This window comes from Streptomyces roseus (assembly GCF_001044425.1).
Lineage (GTDB): Bacteria > Actinomycetota > Actinomycetes > Streptomycetales > Streptomycetaceae > Streptomyces > Streptomyces roseus.
Map to the genome: position 1 here is coordinate 1 of NZ_LFML01000064.1, position 18809 is coordinate 18809.

The following is an 18809-nucleotide window of genomic DNA, read 5'->3' on the forward strand; positions in this document are numbered from 1 at the left end:
GGCCGAGGCCCGCGAGGCGTACGGCGGCCACCTCGCCCGCAGGGACGCGCTCGCCCGGACCGTACGCGAGCTGGGCGGCTCGCCGCGGCCCGCCGAGGCGGCGTACGCGCTGCCCTTCGAGGTACGCGGCCCGGCCGACGCCGAACGGCTGGCAGCCGAGATCGAGGACCGGGTGGCGGGCGCGTACTCCGATCTCGTGCGGGCCGCGGACGGCCGGCTGCGGCGCGAGGCCGCCGACGCGCTGAGTGCCGCGGCCCTGCGCGCGGCGCGCTGGCGCGGGGTCGGCGTAGCCTTCCCTGGGCTCACGGAACGTGGAGAACGAGCCGGGACCAGCTGAAAGGGATCACGCACGCATGGCTTTCGAACCGCCGCAGCGGCTTGTACGGGCGCTCGGCGAGACGCCGGATTCGGCGCAGAACGCGGACTGGCTGGGGCAGTTGCCCCGGCTCGCCGAGGAGGCGCTGGCACGGCGTGGGGTGCGGGCCCAGCGCGTGCAGGCCCCGGGCGGCCGGAGCAGCCTGGTCCTCCTCGTCCACTACGCCGACGGCACCCCGGCCGCGCTGAAGCTGGCTCCCCCGCGGGCCCGCCCCGACCGGGAGCTGGCGGCGCTGGCGCACTGGGGCGGTTTCGGGTCGGTACGGGTCCTCGACACCCGCCATCACGGGGAGGACGGGGCGCTGCTGCTGGAGCGGCTCCACCCGGAGGTGTCGCTGCGTTCGCTCCCGCAGGCGAAGGCCCTGCTGGAGGCGTGCGGGACGCTGCGCAGACTGTGGGTGGCCCCGCCGGCCGGGCATCCCTTCGAGACGGTGACGCAGCGCACGGCCCGGGAGGCGGAGGTCCTGCGCAAGGCCCCGCCGGAGGTCGCGGCGCTGGCCTCGGCGGCGCTCGCGGTCCGCGAGGAGCTGACGGCGCTGCCCGGCGAGGAGCTGCTGCTGCACGGGAACTTCCGGCAGGGCAAGGTGCTGGCGGGCGAGCGGGCGCCCTGGCTGACCGTGGGCCCCGATCCGATGGTCGGCGAGCGCGCCTACGACCTGGCCCGACTGGTACGGGACCGGCTGGAGGACCAGGTCGCCTCCTCCGCGGGGGCGGCGGGAGCCCGGCGGCGCGTGAACAAGCTGGCCGACTCCCTGGAGGTGGACCGGGAGCGGCTGCGCGGCTGGACGCTGTTCCGCGCGGTGGAGTCCGGCAACCGGGCGCTGGCCGCGGGGCGGCGCCGGGAGGCCGAGCTGCTGCTGGAATTCGCGGCCTGGTTGTAGGGCATACCGTAGGTACGGGGTGCCTTGTGGATTCCGGCCGGTGCCTCGCGGGAGGCCGTCATGGTCCAGGAACTGGTGGCAGCGGGAATCGGGGCTGCCGCGGGCATCGCGGTGTACGCGGGCGTGGCCGCGCGCGTGGTGCGGCAGTACGAGCGGGGTCTGGTCTTCCGCTTCGGCCGTCTGCGGGAGGGGATCCGGGGGCCGGGCTTCACCATGATCCTCCCGTTCGTCGACCGCCTGCACAAGGTGAACATGCAGATCGTGACGCTGCCCGTGCCCGCCCAGGAGGGCATCACCCGGGACAACGTCACGGTGCGGGTGGACGCGGTCGTGTACTTCAAGGTCGTGGACCCGGCGAACGCGGTCATCGAGGTCGAGGACTACCGCTTCGCGGTCTCCCAGATGGCGCAGACCTCGCTGCGTTCCATCATCGGCAAGTCCGACCTGGACGACCTGCTGTCCAACCGGGAGCAGCTGAACCAGGGGCTGGAGCTGATGATCGACAGTCCGGCGGTGGGGTGGGGCGTGCAGATCGACCGGGTCGAGATCAAGGACGTCTCGCTGCCGGAGACGATGAAGCGGTCGATGGCCCGGCAGGCGGAGGCGGACCGCGAGCGGCGGGCACGCGTCATCAACGCCGATGCGGAGCTGCAGGCTTCGAGGAAGCTGGCGGAGGCGGCGGCGGTGATGTCGGAGCAGCCGGCGGCGTTGCAACTGCGGCTGTTGCAGACGGTGGTGGCGGTGGCCGCCGAGAAGAACTCCACCCTGGTCCTGCCGTTCCCGGTGGAGCTGCTGCGCTTCCTGGAGCGCGCGGCCCCGCCGCCGGGCGGGGCGGAGACGACGCCGCAGGCCCCGCAGGCCCCGCCCGAGGCCGGCGCGCCGCCGCCCCCTCCCCCGCCCCTGCCCCGGGTCACCGGGGACGGCCCCGGGGCGCAGGACGGACCGGAAGGCCGACCGCAGGCGGACTGAGCTACGCCGTCAGGCGGGCGAGGGCCTCGGCCAGGGGGAGTTCCTCGCGGGTGCCCGTGGCGCGGTGCTGGAGCTCGACCACCTCGTCGGCGGAGCGGCGGCCCGCCACCAGGATCCACGGGACGCCGATCAGCTCGGCGTCCGTGAGCTTCACGCCCGGGGAGAGGCCCGCGCGGTCGTCCAGCAGGACCCGCAGCCCGGACCCCGCGAGGGTTTCGGCCGCCCGCTCGGCCAGCGCGAGCTGTACGGCCTTGCCCGCCGCCACCACGTGGACGTCGGCCGGTGCCACCGCCGCGGGCCAGGCCAGGCCCTTCTCGTCGGCGCTCTGTTCGGCCAGCGCGGCCACCGCCCGCGAGACGCCGATGCCGTACGAGCCCATCGTGACCCGCACCGGCTTGCCCTCGCGTCCGAGCACGTCCAGCCCGAACGCGTCGGCGTACTTGCGGCCCAGCTGGAAGATGTGCCCGATCTCGATCGCCCGGTCCAGCCGGAGCCCGGCGCCGCAGCGCGGGCAGGGGTCGCCGGGCTCGACGACGACCACGTCGAGGTACCGGTCGACCTCGAAGTCCCGTCCGCAGACCACGTTCCGGGCGTGCGTGTCGGCCTTGTTGGCGCCGGTCACCCACGAAGTGCCGGGCGCGACGCGGGGGTCGGCGAGGTAGCGGACCTTGCCGAGGCCCTGCGGGCCGACGTAGCCGCGTACCAGGTCGGGGCGGTCGGCGAAGTCCTCGGCGGTCACCAACTCCACCACGGCCGGGGCCAGATGCTCGCCCAGCTTGCCGAGGTCCACCTCGCGGTCGCCGGGTACGCCCACGGCCGTGATCTCGCCGTCGACCTTCACCAGGAGGTTCTTCAGCGTGGCCGACGCGGGCACGCCGAGGTGCGCGGCGAGGGTCTCGATCGTCGGGGTGTCGGGGGTGTCGACCTCCTCGATCGCGGGGTGCTCGGCCTCCACCGGGACCAGGGCGAAGGTCACGGCCTCGGTGTTCGCCGCGTAGTCGCAGGACGGGCAGTCCACGAAGGTGTCCTCGCCCGCCGCGGCGGGTGCGAGGAACTCCTCCGACGCCGAGCCGCCCATCGCGCCCGAGACCGCGGACACGATGCGGTGGTCCAGGCCGAGGCGCTCGAAGATCCGCTGGTAGGCGGCCCGGTGGAGGGCGTAGGACTCGGCGAGCCCCTCGTCGCTCACGTCGAAGGAGTACGAGTCCTTCATCTGGAATTCCCGGCCGCGCAGCACGCCGGAGCGGGGGCGGGCCTCGTCGCGGTACTTGGTCTGGATCTGGTAGAGCATGACGGGCAGGTCCTTGTAGGACGTGCACTGGTCCTTCACCACGAGGGTGAAGATCTCCTCGTGGGTGGGGCCGAGCAGGTAGTCCGCGCCCTTGCGGTCCTTGAGCCGGAAAAGCAGGTCCCCGTACTCCGACCAGCGCCCGCTGACCTCGTACGGCTCCTTGGGCAGCAGCGCCGGGAGCAGCACCTCCTGGGCACCGATGGCGTCCATCTCCTCGCGGACGATGCGCGAGACGTTGTCGAGGACCTTCTTGCCGAGCGGCAGCCAGGTCCACACGCCGGCGGAGCTGCGGCGGACGTATCCGGCGCGGACGAGGAGCCGGTGGCTCAGGGTCTCGGCGTCGGCCGGGTCCTCGCGGAGGGTCTTGGCCATGAGGCGGGACATGCGCTGCACGTGTTGCGATGACATGCCGGGAGGCTACCGGGGGCGCGGCGCCCCCCGGAAACCGTTTCAGGGGCGGCGCAGCGGCAGCGGCGCGCCCATCACGGCGTACGGCAGGCTCGCGCTCGGGAAGTGGACCTGCCGGGCCAGGTCCGTGTAGCCGAGGGCGCGGTAGAGCCCGCGGGCCGGGCTCTCGGTGTCGATGGCGGAGAGGATGGAGCGGGGTTCCGCGGCGGCGTCGGTGAGCCGGGTGATGAGGGCGCGGCCGACGCCGCGGCCCTGGAACCCGGGGTGGACGTGCAGCTCGGTGATGACGAAGGAGCCGTCGAGCCAGCCGCTCTGCCCCTCGGCCCGCAGATACGGTTCGACGACCGAGGACCACCAGTACGCCCGGTCGTTGGGCATGCCGTACACGAAGCCCGCGAGGGCCCCGTCCTCGGTGAACGCGCCGAGGGCGCGGGCTCCGCGGCAGGCCATGTGGCGCTGCACGATGTAGCGCCGGATGCCCACCTCCTCCGCGCTGAGCCCGAAGGCCACGGCCTGCACGCGCAGGGCCTCGTCCACGCGGTCCGCGAGGTCGAGGGGGCCGATGCGGAGTCCGGCGGGCCGGTCGGGGCCGTCGCCCTCGGGGGTAGGCAGCATGCCGCGACCTTACTGGGCACCCCCCGCTCACGTCCTCGCGCCCCCACAGGTACCGGACACGCGGGGGCGAGGGGCCGACCGGCCGCGAGCGGCGCGTTCCTGTGGGCACAGCACGCTCGTGAACTCAGAACAGCACGCTCATGAACGCGCCCACCTCGCGGAAGCCGACGCGGCGGTAGGCGGCGCGGGCGGCGGTGTTGAAGTCGTTCACGTAGAGGCTGACGACGGGGGCGACGTCGCGCAGCGCGAAGTCGACGACGGCGGCCATGCCGGTCTCGGAGTGCCCGCGGCCGCGGAACTCGGGGGCGACCCACACGCCCTGAATCTGGCAGGCGCGGGAGGTCGCGGCGCCGATCTCGGCCTTGAAGACGACCTTGCCGTCCTCGATCCGGGCGAAGGAGCGGCCGCCGGCGACCAGCTCGGCGACGCGGGCCTGGTAGAGCAGCCCGCCGTCGCCCGCCATCGGCGAGACGCCGACCTCTTCGGTGAACATGGCCACGCAGGCGGGCATGATCAGGTCCATCTCGTCCTTGCGGATCCGCCGCACGAGCGGGTCGGGGCGCACGTCGGCGGACGGCTGCTCGGTGACCATGAGCGGCTGGTGGGAGCGGACGTCGCGGGCGGGTCCCCAGCTGGGCTCCAGGATCCGCCACAGCAGCCGGGTGGCCTCGGCGGGGCCGACGATCGAGGAGCAGCGGCGGCCGGTACGGCGGGCCCGGTCGGCGAAGGCGCGGACGGCGTCGGGTTCGGCGCAGACGGGGACCAGGTTGGCGCCCGCGTAGCAGAGGGAGCGAAGCCGGCCGTCGGCGTAGTAGCCCCACATCTCGCCGCCCAGCCGCCACGGGTCGAGTCCGGCGACCTGGACCCGGGAGGTGACGAAAGCGTTCTCGACCGGCTCGCGTCCGAGGACTTCGAGGGCGGCGTCGAGATCACTGGGCTCAAGGACCCGGGTGGTGGTCTGCGTCAACACTGGGGCCTCACCATACAAGTCTGCTGATCTCCGCACTGTACCCGCCGTCACCGGAGGATGCCTGGTCCCACGGGTCACGAAAGGGCCCCGGCCCCGCCCGCGAGCTGCGGGAACGGGGCCGGGGCCGGTGCGTGCGGGGGCCGGGCTGGGGGCCCGGCGGGCGCGGTGCTCAGACGCCGATGGCGACGGTGGGCTCGCCGGAGGCGATGCCGTCCTTCTCCATCTGCTCGGCGATCTTCATGGCCTCTTCGATGAGGGTCTCCACGATCTTCGACTCGGGGACGGTCTTGATGACCTCGCCCTTCACGAAGATCTGGCCCTTGCCGTTGCCGGAGGCGACGCCGAGGTCGGCCTCGCGGGCCTCGCCCGGGCCGTTCACGACGCAGCCCATGACCGCGACGCGCAGCGGGACCTCCATGCCCGTGAGGCCCGCCGTGACCTCCTCGGCCAGCTTGTAGACGTCCACCTGGGCGCGGCCGCAGGACGGGCAGGAGACGATCTCCAGGCGGCGCGGCTTGAGGTTCAGCGACTCCAGGATCTGGATGCCGACCTTGACCTCCTCGACCGGCGGGGCCGACAGCGAGACGCGGATCGTGTCGCCGATGCCCTCGGAGAGCAGCGCGCCGAAGGCGACGGCGGACTTGATGGTGCCCTGGAAGGCGGGGCCGGCCTCGGTGACACCGAGGTGCAGGGGGTACTCGCACTGGGCGGCGAGCTGGCGGTAGGCGTTGACCATGACGACCGGGTCGTTGTGCTTGACCGAGATCTTGATGTCGCTGAAGCCGTGCTCCTCGAAGAGGGAGGCCTCCCACAGCGCGGACTCGACGAGCGCCTCGGGGGTGGCCTTGCCGTACTTCTTGAGCAGCCGCGCGTCGAGGGAGCCGGCGTTGACGCCGATGCGGATCGGGGTGCCCGCGTCCTTGGCGGCCCGCGCGATCTCCTTGACCTTGTCGTCGAACTGCTTGATGTTGCCCGGGTTCACGCGGACGGCGGCGCAGCCGGCGTCGATCGCGGCGAACACGTACTTGGGCTGGAAGTGGATGTCGGCGATGACCGGGATCTGCGACTTCTTCGCGATCACGGCCAGCGCGTCGGCGTCGTCCTGCGTGGGGCAGGCCACGCGCACGATGTCGCAGCCGGAGGCGGTCAGCTCTGCGATCTGCTGGAGCGTGGCGCCGATGTCGGAGGTCCTGGTGGTCGTCATCGACTGCACCGAGATCTGTGAGTCGCCGCCGACGGCCACCGAGCCGACCTGGATCTTGCGGCTGACCCTGCGGTCGGCAAGCTTCGTCGGCACGGCCGGCATTCCGAGAGAGATGGCAGTCATCTGCTGTGCAACCCCAAGGTGTGGATCAAGGTCCCGAGATCGGCGGGCTCCAGGCTTCGAGATTACGCCAACCAAAGGGCCGTCCACGCATCCGAGGGGCGGGAACACCCGAACGTAGGGAGCCGGGCACGAAGCGTGCCCGGCTCCCGTACGGCTCGCGTACGCCCCCGCCCGCCTGCGGACGTACTAGGTGATCTTGATCGGGTTCACCACGTCGGCCACGAGCACGAGCAGCGTGAAGCAGACGAACACTCCGGCCACCACGTACGCGGCGGGCATCAGCTTCGCCACGTCGAACGGGCCGGGGTCGGGGCGGCGGAACACGCGCGCCACCGTGCGCCGGACCGATTCCCACAGGGCGCCCGCGATGTGACCGCCGTCCAGCGGCAGCAGCGGGAGCATGTTGAAGAGGAACAGCGAGAGGTTGAAGAACCCGACGAGCTGGAGGAAGAACACCAGCCGCTGTTCGGCCGGGATGTCCAGGGTGGCGATCTCGCCGCTGATCCGGGCCGCGCCGACGATGCCCATCGGCGAGTCGGGCTCGCGCTCGGCTCCGCTGAACGCCGCGTTCCACAGCGCCGGGATCTTGGCGGGCAGCTGGAGCAGCCCCTGGACGCTGTTGTCGGCGACCTCGCCCATGTGGTCCACGGACTGCCCGAAGGACAGCGGCGCGATCTCGGTCTTCGGGCTGAAGCCGAGCCAGCCGGCCGTCACGAACTCGCCCTTGACGTATCCGCCGTGGCCGTCCGTCCTGGCGACCTTGTTCTCGATCAGCTTGACCGGGAGGGTCTGCTGCTGCCCGTCGCGGACCACCGTGACGGTGGCGGGGCCGATGGTGTCGCGGATCCGCTTCTGCAGGGCGGCCCAGTCGGTCACCTTGTGGCCGTTGAACGCCACGATCCGGTCACCCGCCCGGAGCCCGGCGGCCTTGGCCGGGGCGACCGGGTCGCCGTCCTTGCAGACCTCGCGCTTCTCGCTCTGCTGGATGACGCACGGCGAGACGGTCGCGACCTGCGTGGTCGTCTGGTTGATGCCGAAGCTCATCCAGACGCCGAAGAAGATCGCCAGCGCCAGCACCAGGTTCATGAACGGGCCCGCGAACATCACGATCACGCGCTTCCACGGCCTGCGCGTGTAGAACAGCCGCGTGTCGTCGCCGGCCTGGAGCTCCTCGTAGGCCGCCGAGCGCGCGTCCTCGATCATCGAGCGGAACGGGGAGGTCGAGCGGGCGGTCACCCTGCCGTCCTCGCCGGGCGGGAACATCCCGATCATGCGGATGTAGCCGCCCATCGGGATGGCCTTGATCCCGTACTCGGTCTCGCCCTTCTTCCGCGACCAGATGGTCGGGCCGAATCCGACCATGTACTGGGGCACGCGGATGCCGAAGAGCTTGGCCGTGGAGAGGTGGCCCAGCTCGTGCCACGCGATGGAGACGAGCAGCCCGAATACGAAGATGAGTATTCCGAGCACCGTCATGAGTGCTGTCATGCGCGCGCCTCCACGGCGGCCCGCGCCGCCATCTCCTGTGCCCGGGCCCTGGCCCAGGTCTCCGCTTCGAGGACGTCCGCGACCGTCAGGGAAGTTCCCGCGTCCGGCGTTCCGTGCTCATCGACCACGGCAGAGACCGTATCCATGATTGCTGTGAACGGCAGCCGACCGGCCAGGAACGCCTCGACGCACTCCTCGTTCGCCGCATTGAACACCGCGGGGGCGGTGGAGCCCAGGGCGCCCACGTGCCGGGCCAGTCCCACCGAGGGGAAGGCCTCGGTGTCGAGGGGGAAGAACTCCCAGGTCGAGGCCTTGGTCCAGTCGAAGGCGGGGGCCGCGTCCGGGATCCGCTCGGGCCAGCCGAGACCGATCGCGATGGGGCCGCGCATGTCCGGCGGGGTGGCCTGGGCGAGCGTGGAGCCGTCCGAGAACTCCACCATCGAGTGGACGTAGGACTGCGGATGGACCACGACCTCGATGCGGTCGAAGGGGATGTCGTAGAGCAGGTGCGCCTCGATGACCTCCAGCCCCTTGTTGACCAGCGTCGCCGAGTTGATGGTGATCACCGGGCCCATGGCCCAGGTGGGGTGGGCGAGGGCGTCCGCGACGGTGACCTCGGCCAGCTCGGCGCGGGTACGGCCGCGGAAGGGCCCGCCGGAGGCGGTGACCACGAGCTTGCGCACGTCGGCCCGGGTGCCGGCGGCGAGCGCCTGGAAGAGGGCCGCGTGCTCGGAGTCGACCGGGATGATCTGGCCGGGCTTCGCGAGGGCCTTGACCAGCGGGCCGCCGACGATCAGCGACTCCTTGTTGGCCAGGGCCAGGGTCCGGCCGGCGCGCAGCGCGGCGAGGGTGGGCGCGAGGCCGATGGAGCCGGTGATGCCGTTGAGGACGGTGTGGCACTCGGAGGCGGCGAGCTCGGTCGCCGCGTCGGGCCCCGCCAGGATCTCGGGCAGCGGCTCCGAAGCGCCGTACTGGACGTTCAGGGCTTCCTTCAGGGCCGGTACGGCGTCTTCGCGGGCGACGGCCACGGTGTTCACCCGCAGCCGGCGGGCCTGCTCGGCCAGCAGCCCGACGCGCCCGCCGGCGGCGGACAGCGCGGTCACCCGGAACCGGTCCGGGTTGCGCAGGGCGAGGTCGATGGCCTGGGTCCCGATGGAACCGGTGGATCCGAGGATGACGATGTCCCGCCGGCCGGCCGCGGGGTCGAAGAGGAGGTGCGGATCGGCGAGGGGGGCTGGGCGGTCGCTCATGCCCCCCATTGTTGCCGCAACTCAGGAACGCGTGGACACGGAGCCCCCGTCGGTGACCCGCAGCAGCAGGTGCGGGAGGGTTCCGGCGAAGTCGGGGAGGGCGCGGGCCACCCGCCACCAGGCCTCCGGGTCCTCGCCGAGGGCCAGCGCGAAGAGCCGGTCCGCCTCGGCGCGGGCGGCGAGCACGGCCTGCGGGTGGTCGTGCCGGTCGGGGTGGTCCACCTCACCGAGCCAGTGGTCCTCGTCCAGGGCCCAGCAGGCGGGCAGTTTGTGGCGGACCACGTCGGCGCCGGTGAGCAGGGAGCGGTCCAGGCAGTCCCGCACCCAGCGGATGTCCTCCTGCACGGTCTCCATGGGGACGGCGAGGCTGGCCAGGGCGAGTTCCCGCTCCACTCCCCCGGTCGCCGGCCCGGCGGCCGCCGGGGCCAGGTGGCGCACGGCCCGTACGAGGGCCTCGTCGGGTTCCGCGGGGGCGGCGTCGGCCGCGCCGCGCGGCCGGGCAGCCCCTCCGTCGACCACGGCGGCCACCAGCTCCGGCAGGGGCCCCGCGAAGGCGGGGGCGTGCCGCAGCAGTTCGGACCAGAGCCGGGGGTCGTCCCCCAGCGGGGTCAGCGCCCGGGTGACGGCCGTCCGCATGCCGGCCTGTTCGGGCAGCGTCCAGCGCAGGCCCGGACCGGGCGGCAGGTGGCCGAGGAGCAGCGTGTGGCGGGCCGGGGCCACGCAGGCGACGAGCTCCTCGTGGGTGAGCCGGCCCATGCGGACCGCTCGGACGGCGGGCCGGTGCCGGGAGCGCCCGTCCCGGACGGCGGCAGGGGTGGCCAGCAGCGCGCGGACGGCCTCCCCGGGCAGCTCCGCGACGAGCAGCAGCGCCTCGACGGCGCCCGCCGGCAGCGGCTGCCGGGCGTGCTCGGCGGCGAGCTCCGCCGGGTCCAGCGCGTACGGCAGGCACAGGACATCGAGGGCGGCGCGGGGCCTGCGCATGCCGTGCCGGCGCATCAGGCCGATCAGCTCCCCGCCGGTCAGGGGCGCGAGGGCGGGGTCCCGGCCGAGCTCCGCGCGCAGTACGGGCAGCAGTTCGGGCGGGGTCCGGCGGCGGGCGTACCGGGCGGGGCCGGGCAGGCCGGGCAGGGGCCGCCCGACGACGCGGGGGTTGCGGGCGATGAAGTGGCGGTCGGCCTCGGTGCCGTGGCGCAGGAGCAGCGTCACGGCCGAGGCGGGGAGCCACTCGTCGCGGCACAGGTACTTGCGGGTCGGCCGGTCGAGCCGGCCCAGCAGGTCCAGGGCGATGTGGTCCGGTGCGTGGCGCAGGACGTGCGCCACGCACCAGGCCAGTCGCCGGCTGCCACGGTCTTCCACGGCCGTCGACATCGCTGTCCGCCTTGCCCTCGTGCCGGTGGGCGTACGCGCACGCCTACCCGTACTCGTACACCCGTACGCCCGCACACCTGTACATCGGTGCGCCTGATGCCGATCCTCTCAGGTCAGCGCAGGGGGCGGTGCACGTTTTCGCGGGTCGAGGGGCCGGGAGCGGCGTCCGCGATCCAGGGGCCGTCCCCCGAGGGGTCGAGCACGCCCTCCTCGAGCCAGGTGTAGGTGCCGGAGAGCACCCCCGCGACGACCTTGCGGTCCAGGTCGTCGGTGTTGGACCAGAGCCGGCCGAAGAGCTCCTCGACGCGGATCCGGGACTGCCGGCAGAAGGCGTCGGCCAGCTGGTAGGCCTCGCGTCCGTGCTCCCCGCCGGCCCGCAGGTGCTCGGCGCGCACGCAGGCCGCGCTCATCGCGAAGAGTTCGGCGCCGATGTCGACGATCCGGCCGAGGAAGCCCTGCTTGGTCTCCATGCGGCCCTGCCAGCGGGACATCGCGTAGAAGGTGGACCGGGCGAGTTTGCGGGCGCTGCGCTCGACGTAGCGAAGGTGGACCGAGAGGTCGGGGTGGCCGGCCGGGTGGAAGGCCCGGTACGTGCCGGGGACGTGGCCGGGGCCGGCGGCCAGCTTGGGCAGCCAGCGGGCGTAGAACCCGGCGGCCCGGGCCCCGGCCCTGGCCTTGTCGCCGAGCGCCTTCTCGGGGTCGATGAGGTCGCCGGCGACCGACAGGTGGGCGTCGACGGCCTCGCGGGCGATCAGCAGGTGCATGATCTCGGTGGAGCCCTCGAAGATGCGGTTGATGCGCAGGTCGCGCAGCATCTGCTCGGCGGGGACGGCCCGCTCGCCGCGGGCGGCCAGCGACGCGGCGGTCTCGAAGCCGCGCCCGCCGCGGATCTGGACGAGCTCGTCGGCCATCAGGCAGGCCATCTCGCTGCCGTAGAGCTTGGCGAGGGCGGCCTCGATGCGGATGTCGTTGCGGTCCTCGTCGGCCATCTGGGAGGCCAGGTCCACGACGGCTTCGAGGGCGAAGGTGGTGGCGGCGATGAACGAGACCTTGGCGCCGACGGCCTCGTGCCGGGCGACCGGGCGGCCCCACTGCTCGCGGACGGCGGACCATTCGCGGGCGATCTTCAGGCACCACTTGCCGGCGCCGACGCACATGGCGGGCAGGGACAGCCGGCCGGTGTTCAGCGTGGTCAGCGCGATCTTCAGGCCGGCTCCCTCGGCGCCGATGCGCTGCGCGGCGGGCACCCGCACCCCGTGGAAGCGGGTGACGCCGTTCTCCAGGCCGCGCAGGCCCATGAAGGCGTTGCGGTGCTCGACGGTGATGCCGGGGGAATCGGCCTCGACGACGAAGGCGGTGATCCCGCCGCGGTGGTTCTCCGACTTCGGCACGCGGGCCATCACCACCAGCAGGTCCGCGACGACCCCGTTGGTGGTCCAGAGCTTCACCCCGTCGAGGACGTAGGCGTCGTCACCGTCCGGTACGGCGGTGGTGGCCAGGCGCGCCGGGTCGGAGCCGACGTCCGGCTCGGTGAGCAGGAAGGCGCTGATGGCGGTGGTCGCGCAGCGCGGCAGGAAGGTCTCCTTCTGCTCCTGCGTGCCGAACATCTTCAGCGGCTGCGGGACGCCGATCGACTGGTGCGCGGAGAGCAGGGCCCCGATGGCGGGGCTGACGGAGCCGACGAGGGCCAGCGCCTTGTTGTAGTACACCTGGGTCAGGCCCAGGCCCCCGTACTTGGGGTCGATCTTCATGCCGAGGGCGCCGAGTTCCTTGAGCCCGCGCACGGTCTCGTCGGGGATCTTGGCCTCGCGCTCGATGCGCGCACCGTCGATCTCGGTCTCGCAGAACGCCCGCAGCCGGGCCAGGAAGGCCTCGCCGCGCCGGACGTCCTCGTCCGCGGGCATCGGGTGCGGGTGGATCAGGTCGAGCCGGAAGTGCCCGAGGAAGAGTTCCTTGGCGAAGCTGGGCTTGCGCCAGTCCTGTTCCCGGGCCGCTTCCGCGACCTGCCGTGCCTCGCGCTCGGTCACCTTGGGCTGTACGGGCTGTGTTGCGGACATGAGCGGGCTCACCTCGCCGCAGGAGTCGGTGGCACCGGCCTACTGGCCGGTGCTGCCTGTGAGTCGTACCCCATCCGCGCCCGCGGGAAAAGGGGGACGGCCGGAGCCCCCGCACAGTAGGCTCCGGCCGTCGGCTTTTTGGCCGTACGAGAATCAGATGTCGAGGCCGGTCAGGACCAGGACTCGCTCGTACGTGTAGTCGTCCATCGCGTAGCGGACACCTTCGCGGCCGACACCCGACTGCTTGACGCCGCCGTACGGCATCTGGTCGGCGCGGTAGGACGGCGCGTCGCCGACGATCACGCCGCCGACCTCCAGCTCCCGGTGGGCGCGGAACGCGGTCTGGATGTTGCGGGTGAAGACGCCGGTCTGCAGGCCGAACTTCGAGTCGTTGACGGCGGCGAAGGCCTCGTCGGTGTTCTCGACCTTGGTCAGCGTCAGCACCGGCCCGAAGACCTCCTCGACCGCGAGGGTGGTGTCGGCCGGCAGGTCGGCGATGACGGTCGGCTCGTACGACGCGCCCTCGCGCTTGCCGCCGGTGAGGAGCTTGGCCCCGGCGGAGACGGCCTCGTCGACCCAGGACTCCACGCGCTTGGCGGCGTCCTCGGAGACGAGGGGGCCGACGTCGGTGGCGGAGTCGGACGGGTCACCGGTGACCTGGGCGCGGACCTTCTCGACGACCTTCTCGACGAGGCGGTCGTAGACGGAGGCCTCGGCGATCACGCGCTGCACGGAGATGCAGGACTGGCCGGCCTGGTAGTTCGAGAAGGTCGCGATACGGGTCGCGGCCCAGTCGAGGTCGGCCTCGGAGGACCAGTCGTCCAGGACCACGGCGGCGGCGTTGCCGCCGAGCTCCAGGGTGCAGTGCTTGTGGGGCACCGACTGCTGGATGGCGTAGCCGACCTTGTCGGAGCCGGTGAAGGAGATGACGGGCAGGCGCTCGTCCTTCACCAGGGCCGGCATCTTGTCGTTGGCGACCGGCAGGACCGACCAGGAACCGGCCGGGAGGTCGGTCTCGGCGAGCAGCTCGCCCAGGATCAGGCCGGAGAGCGGGGTGGCCGGGGCCGGCTTCAGGATGATCGGCGCGCCGACGGCGATGGCGGGGGCCACCTTGTGGGCGCACAGGTTCAGCGGGAAGTTGAACGGCGCGATGCCGAGGACCGGGCCCTTGACGAAGCGGCGGGTCAGGGCGAGACGGCCGACGCCGCCGGCGTCGGTGTCGAGGCGCTGGGCCTCTCCGCCGTTGAAGCGGCGGGCCTCTTCGGCGGCGAAACGGAACACGGACACCGCACGGCCGACCTCACCGCGGGCCCACTTGATGGGCTTGCCGTTCTCGGCCGAGATCAGCTGGGCGATCTCCTCGGTGCGCTCGGCGAGCCGCTTGGACACGTGGTCCAGGGCGGCGGCACGGACGTGGGCGGGAGTCGCGGAGAACTCCGCCGTCACGGCGTGCGCCGCGGCCACGGCCTCTTCGACCTGGGCGTCGGTGGGCACGCTGACGGTGCCGACGAGCCGGTTGTCCCACGGGGAGTGGACGTCGAAGCTGTCCTCGCCGGTGGCCTGGCGGCCGGCGAGCCAGAAGGCGTGGGTGGAAGTCATGCGAATCCCGGCCCTTCGAGTGTGTGCGGGGTCCTTGTCCCCTCCACCGTAGGACTCCGTCCGGGTTTCGGCGTTTAGCCGGGGTGGAGTGTGCGCGGCCTCGCCCGCGCCGCTTTGTCAGTGTCGGGGCGGGGCGCGGGCATGACGCCCCCGGGGCGTGTCTAGGCGGCGGGCGAGGTGGCCTTCAGGGCGAGCCACAGCTCCATGCGGACATCCGGGTCGTCGAGGGAGCGGCCGAGGATCTCCTCGACCCTGCGCATCCGGTAGCGCAGCGTGTGCCGGTGCACCCCGAGGTCGGCCGCCGCCGCGTCCCACTGCCCGTGCCGCGAGAGCCAGGCCCGCAGCGAGGCCACCAGGTCCCCGCGCCCCTTCTCGTCGTGCTCGCGCAGCGCCCGCAGCGTGCCGTCCGCGAAGGCCCGTACCGCCTCGTCCGCGAGCAGCGGCAGCACCGAGCCCGCCGCCAGGTCCTCGTGCTCCACCATCGGCCGCCCCCGCCGCCGGGCCACGGCCAGCGCCTGGTCGGCCTGTTTGAACGCCGCCGCCACCCCGGAGGGCCCCGCGGCGGCCGACAGCCCGACCACCAGTTCGTCCGGCTCCGGACCGGTCGCCTCCCGCCCCCGCCGCGCCTCCAGCGCCTCCGCGTGGTCCAAGGAGGCCTGCACCGCCGCGCCCCCGTCAGCCGCCAGCACCACCAGCCGCCCTTCTTCCGGGACCACCAGCAGCGCCTCGCCCGCCCGGGCGGCCGCCGACTCCACCGCGTCGGCCAGCAGCGCCAGCCCCTGCGGCTGCTCCGTGCCCGCCAGCGCCGGCTCGGCCACGATCAGCCGGAACGGCGCCTCCAGCAGCGCCCCGTACAGGTCACCGGCCACCGCCTTCGCGTGCTCCGCCTCCCCGTCCAGCAGCATCCGCAGCACCGCCGCCCCCAGCCGCGACTCGGCGTCGTGCAGCGACCGCGACCGCTCGGTGGTCAGGGTCAGCAGTGCCACCGCCGAGTGCACCGCGTACCGCTCGGCCGTGCCCAGCGGGGCCCCGGTGCCGACGGCGAGCGCGCCGCGGGCGCGCCGTCCCGTGCCGAGGGACTGGAGCTCGACCCGGTCCTCCGACCCGCCCACCACCGCGCTCGCGGGGGCCGGCCGCTCCCGCAGCCGCTCCACGTCGGGGGTCAGCCGGGCGGCCCGCCGCGCGGCCCACTCCGGGGCGGCCGCGACCACCGCGCCCGAGGTGTCGTACAGGGCCGCCCAGCCGTGCACGTGCGCCGCCAGCCTCGCCAGCAGCTCGGCGGGTCCGTCGGCGGAGAGCGCGGCCCGGGTCAGCTCGCGCTGCGCCTCGAAGCCGGCCGTCACCGCGCGGTACTGGTCGGCCGCGAGCGCCGCCGAGACGGCCTTGCTGATCGCGAGGAACGGGGTCCTGCGCGGCACCTCCAGCAGCGGCAGGTCCTCGGCCCGCGCGGCGTCCACCAGGGCGTCGGGAACCGCCTCGTAGTTCACGCCGACGGCGAAGCCGATGCCGACGACCCCGGCCGCGGCGAGGCGGCGTACGTAGCGGCGCATCTCCTCGGGATCCTCCGCGTCCACCTTCATCGCGGTGATCAGGAGCAGCTCGCCGCCCTCCATGTAGGGGACGGGATCGGCGAGCTCGCTGACGTGGGCCCAGCGCACGGGGGTGTCGAGGCGGCCCTCCCCCGCCCGGACGCTGAGCTTGAGCGCCGAGTGCTGGACGAGTGAGGCGAGCGTGAGCGGCATCGGGTTCCAGGGGCCTTGGAGGAGGGAGGGGGTACGACGGAAAGGAGGGGGGCGGGGGCGGCGTATGGGAATTTCGCCTTGTCGTATGAACGACTCCCCTCGATTCTGCCACCTCGTACGGGTCGGCTCAGCCCGCGGAGACCAGCCGTACCAGCAGCGGAGCCGCCCGCTCCCCCTTGACCGAGGTCAGCGAGAGCACGGCGTGCCCCGGGGGAACGGTGTTGGCGAGGGCCGAGGCCGACCAGCGCTCGCGCTCCACCTGCCGCACCGTGACCGCGTCGGTCGTCACGGCCTTGCCGGTGATGAGCTTGCGCACCGCGTGCACGGCCCGGGTGAAGGGCTGGTCGGCGTAGACCGTCCGGCTCGTGACGTCCCGCGTCTCGACCAGCTCGGTGCCCCAGGCGTCGGCGAACCGCTTGCCGTCCCAGGTGGTGACGCCGGAGAAGGCGATGCGGCAGCCGACCGCACCGAGCAGCGGGGTCCTGAGCGCTTCGGGTACGTCGTCCAGGGTGCGCAGCGCGAGCAGGACCCCGGCGTTCGCGGTGCGCAGCCTCTGGACCGCGCGCACGACATCGGGGGTGAGGGTGTGGGAGGCGTCGTCGAGGGCGAGGAAGGCGAAGAGGGAGCGGTCGGCCCGGGTCGCGGCGCAGGCGTTGAACTGTACGAGCAGCAGCCTGGCCAGCAGCCGGGAGGCGTCCGGGTGACCGCGCTCCGGCAGGTCGATGCGGACCCGGATCGGGTGTTCGAGGGCGCGCATGGAGAACGGCCGGCCGCCGGCGGCGCTGTCGAAGAAACCGTGGAAGGCGGGCCGGTCGAGGAGGGCCACGCGGTCGGCGAGGACCGCGCCCGGATCGCCGTGGGCGCTGTGCTGGCGGACCCGGGCGTCGAGCTCGCGCAGCATCGCCTCGTGCCCGGCGCTCTCCAGCTCCCGGCGCAGTTCGGCGAGGGCGTCCGGCATCTGGTCGAGGAGCGCCCGCAGCTCGGCAATGGTGGGGAAGCGGCCGTACGCGGCCCGGAAGGGGCCCAGGAGCTGGGCGAGGGCCGTGGCGGCCCGGCGTACGTCGCCCCCCGGCGCGTCGCCGACGAAGGCGTCGGCGAGGAGCGAGGCGGCCTCGTCGGGGTCGGTGGTGCCGCCGTAGAGGTCGAGGTCGTGGACGGACGCGGGGTCCCCGGGGCGGACCACGATGTCGTAGGCGTCGTCGGGTCCCAGCGGGCTTCCGGCGGCGCCGACGACGATCACGGCGGCCTGTCCGGCGAGGGCCTGGAGCGCCAGGGATTCGACGACCGGCCTGACCAGCAGGCTCGTCTTCCCCGCGCCCGAGGGGCCGACGGCGAGGACCGAGGTGCCGAGGACCTGCGGGTCCATCGCGAACCAGGTGCCGCGCCGCTCGTACGGGTTGGGCTCGGCGTCGGTGACCCGGCCGAGGCGGACCTGCCCGACGGCCAGGTCGTGGGAGGCGGTGCGCACGGGCAGGTCGCGCGCGCCCGAGGGGTGGCCGCAGGCGGCCGCGCCCTTGGCCCGCACGGCCTGGTCGAAGGCGTTGCGGCGCGAGGGGTCCACCACCACGGTCTCCCACGCGCGGCGGATCCGGGCGAGGTCGACGTCGTTCATGCGGCCCGCTTCGGCGTCGGCGGCCAGCCGGTCGGCGGACTCCCCCAGTCCGGCGGCGCGCAGCTGCGGCCAGCCGACCGGGTCCTCGGGCCCTCCCGGCTCCGCCGCTCCGCCCGGGGCGGGTGCGGGCGGAGCGGCCGGGGACAGGAGGCCGGCCGCCAGCTCGGCCCAGCCTCCGAGACGGCCGAAGACGAGGATGAGGGGGAGGTAGACCACGGCGTAGAGGACGTACGTGATCACCGAGGCGGCGGTGCTCCCGAGCTGCGCGTACGGTAGGTGCCCGAACGCCAGGGGGTACACCGGCAGGGTCTGGTTCTCGATCAGCAGCACCACGACGAGGGCGGCGGCCGCCGCACCCAGCGCCCGGTACCAGGGGCCCCGGGCGGCGACCAGCCGGTCGAAGGCGGCCCGCCAGCCGCCCACCTTGGCGAAGGCGAGGAACATGCCCACGGTGCCGAGCAGTTCGTAGAGTTCCAGGGCGGCCATGCCGCGGTGGTCGACCGGGGCGCGCGTCAGGCCGTCGGTCCACCATCCGGCGGGGGTGAAGAAATAGAGGGGAGCCCCCAGGAAGGGCAGCTCTCCGGCGACGAAGAGCCGCCAGCAGACGAAGTAGACGAGGAAGGCGATGACGACCCGGGTCAGCACGGAGCGGTCGGAGCCGGCGGGCTTCGGCCGGGCTGGGGTGTGGCCGTAACGCCAGACGCCCGGCTCGGCCGCCGGCCGGGGGGTGCGCAGCCAGGCGGCGAAGGGGGACGGGGCCGGTGCCTCGCCGCCGGCGCCCGCGCGGGGTGCGTGGGCGGGGGGCGGCGGAGCCTTGGCCGGCCGGGGCGGGAGGGCGGGCGGCGGTCCGGCGGGGC

The 18809-nt window shown here is 73.6% G+C and carries 14 protein-coding genes; 3 read left to right on the forward strand and 11 right to left on the reverse strand.

What is annotated here, in order from left to right; all coding sequences use genetic code 11:
- The 3 genes from ACS04_RS16940 to ACS04_RS16950 all read left to right on the forward strand — a co-directional run.
- Nucleotides 1-337: DUF4439 domain-containing protein (locus tag ACS04_RS16940; RefSeq protein ID WP_048477467.1), on the forward strand; the 337-nt coding region annotated here is incomplete at its 5' end.
- A gap of 16 nt (nucleotides 338-353) precedes the next feature.
- Nucleotides 354-1256 (forward strand): aminoglycoside phosphotransferase family protein, encoded by a 903-nt coding sequence (locus ACS04_RS16945; RefSeq protein WP_048477468.1) that lies wholly within the window; start codon nucleotides 354-356, stop codon nucleotides 1254-1256.
- Between the two features lie 60 nt (nucleotides 1257-1316).
- Nucleotides 1317-2225, forward strand: a complete 909-nt coding sequence (locus ACS04_RS16950) for a slipin family protein (RefSeq protein WP_048477469.1) — start codon at nucleotides 1317-1319, stop codon at nucleotides 2223-2225.
- Between the two features lies 1 nt (nucleotide 2226).
- On the opposite strand, the gene ACS04_RS16955 is transcribed toward ACS04_RS16950, so the two are convergent.
- The 11 genes from ACS04_RS16955 to ACS04_RS17005 form a co-directional block, all read right to left on the reverse strand.
- Entirely contained in the window at nucleotides 2227-3924 is a 1698-nt protein-coding gene (locus ACS04_RS16955) for a proline--tRNA ligase (protein WP_048477470.1), read from the reverse strand.
- A 42-nt stretch (nucleotides 3925-3966) separates the two neighbouring features.
- Entirely contained in the window at nucleotides 3967-4539 is a 573-nt protein-coding gene (locus ACS04_RS16960) for a GNAT family N-acetyltransferase (protein WP_048477471.1), read from the reverse strand.
- A gap of 124 nt (nucleotides 4540-4663) precedes the next feature.
- A complete protein-coding gene (locus ACS04_RS16965; protein ID WP_209441710.1) occupies nucleotides 4664-5509 on the reverse strand; it encodes a GNAT family N-acetyltransferase in 846 nt (281 codons plus the stop codon).
- Nucleotides 5510-5678: 169 nt separating this feature from the next.
- On the reverse strand, nucleotides 5679-6836 hold the full coding sequence (ispG, locus tag ACS04_RS16970; protein ID WP_048477473.1) for a flavodoxin-dependent (E)-4-hydroxy-3-methylbut-2-enyl-diphosphate synthase: 1158 nt from the start codon (nucleotides 6834-6836) through the stop codon (nucleotides 5679-5681).
- Nucleotides 6837-7022: 186 nt separating this feature from the next.
- A complete protein-coding gene (locus ACS04_RS16975; RefSeq protein ID WP_048477474.1) occupies nucleotides 7023-8324 on the reverse strand; it encodes a M50 family metallopeptidase in 1302 nt (433 codons plus the stop codon).
- Nucleotides 8321-9574, reverse strand: coding sequence for a 1-deoxy-D-xylulose-5-phosphate reductoisomerase (dxr, locus tag ACS04_RS16980; RefSeq protein ID WP_048477480.1), 1254 nt, complete (start codon nucleotides 9572-9574; stop codon nucleotides 8321-8323). The genes ACS04_RS16975 and dxr overlap by 4 nt, the downstream gene beginning before the upstream one ends.
- Nucleotides 9575-9595: 21 nt before the next feature.
- Complete coding sequence (locus tag ACS04_RS16985; RefSeq protein WP_158977313.1) at nucleotides 9596-10942, reverse strand: hypothetical protein; 1347 nt, start codon at nucleotides 10940-10942, stop codon at nucleotides 9596-9598.
- Between the two features lie 113 nt (nucleotides 10943-11055).
- Nucleotides 11056-12999, reverse strand: a complete 1944-nt coding sequence (locus tag ACS04_RS16990; RefSeq protein WP_048477476.1) for an acyl-CoA dehydrogenase family protein — start codon at nucleotides 12997-12999, stop codon at nucleotides 11056-11058.
- Between the two features lie 153 nt (nucleotides 13000-13152).
- On the reverse strand, nucleotides 13153-14598 hold the full coding sequence (locus ACS04_RS16995; protein WP_048477477.1) for an aldehyde dehydrogenase family protein: 1446 nt from the start codon (nucleotides 14596-14598) through the stop codon (nucleotides 13153-13155).
- Between the two features lie 161 nt (nucleotides 14599-14759).
- A complete protein-coding gene (locus ACS04_RS17000; RefSeq protein WP_048477478.1) occupies nucleotides 14760-16340 on the reverse strand; it encodes a PucR family transcriptional regulator in 1581 nt (526 codons plus the stop codon).
- A 127-nt stretch (nucleotides 16341-16467) separates the two neighbouring features.
- On the reverse strand, nucleotides 16468-18809 hold a 2342-nt coding region (locus ACS04_RS17005; protein ID WP_048477479.1), incomplete at its 5' end, for a type IV secretory system conjugative DNA transfer family protein.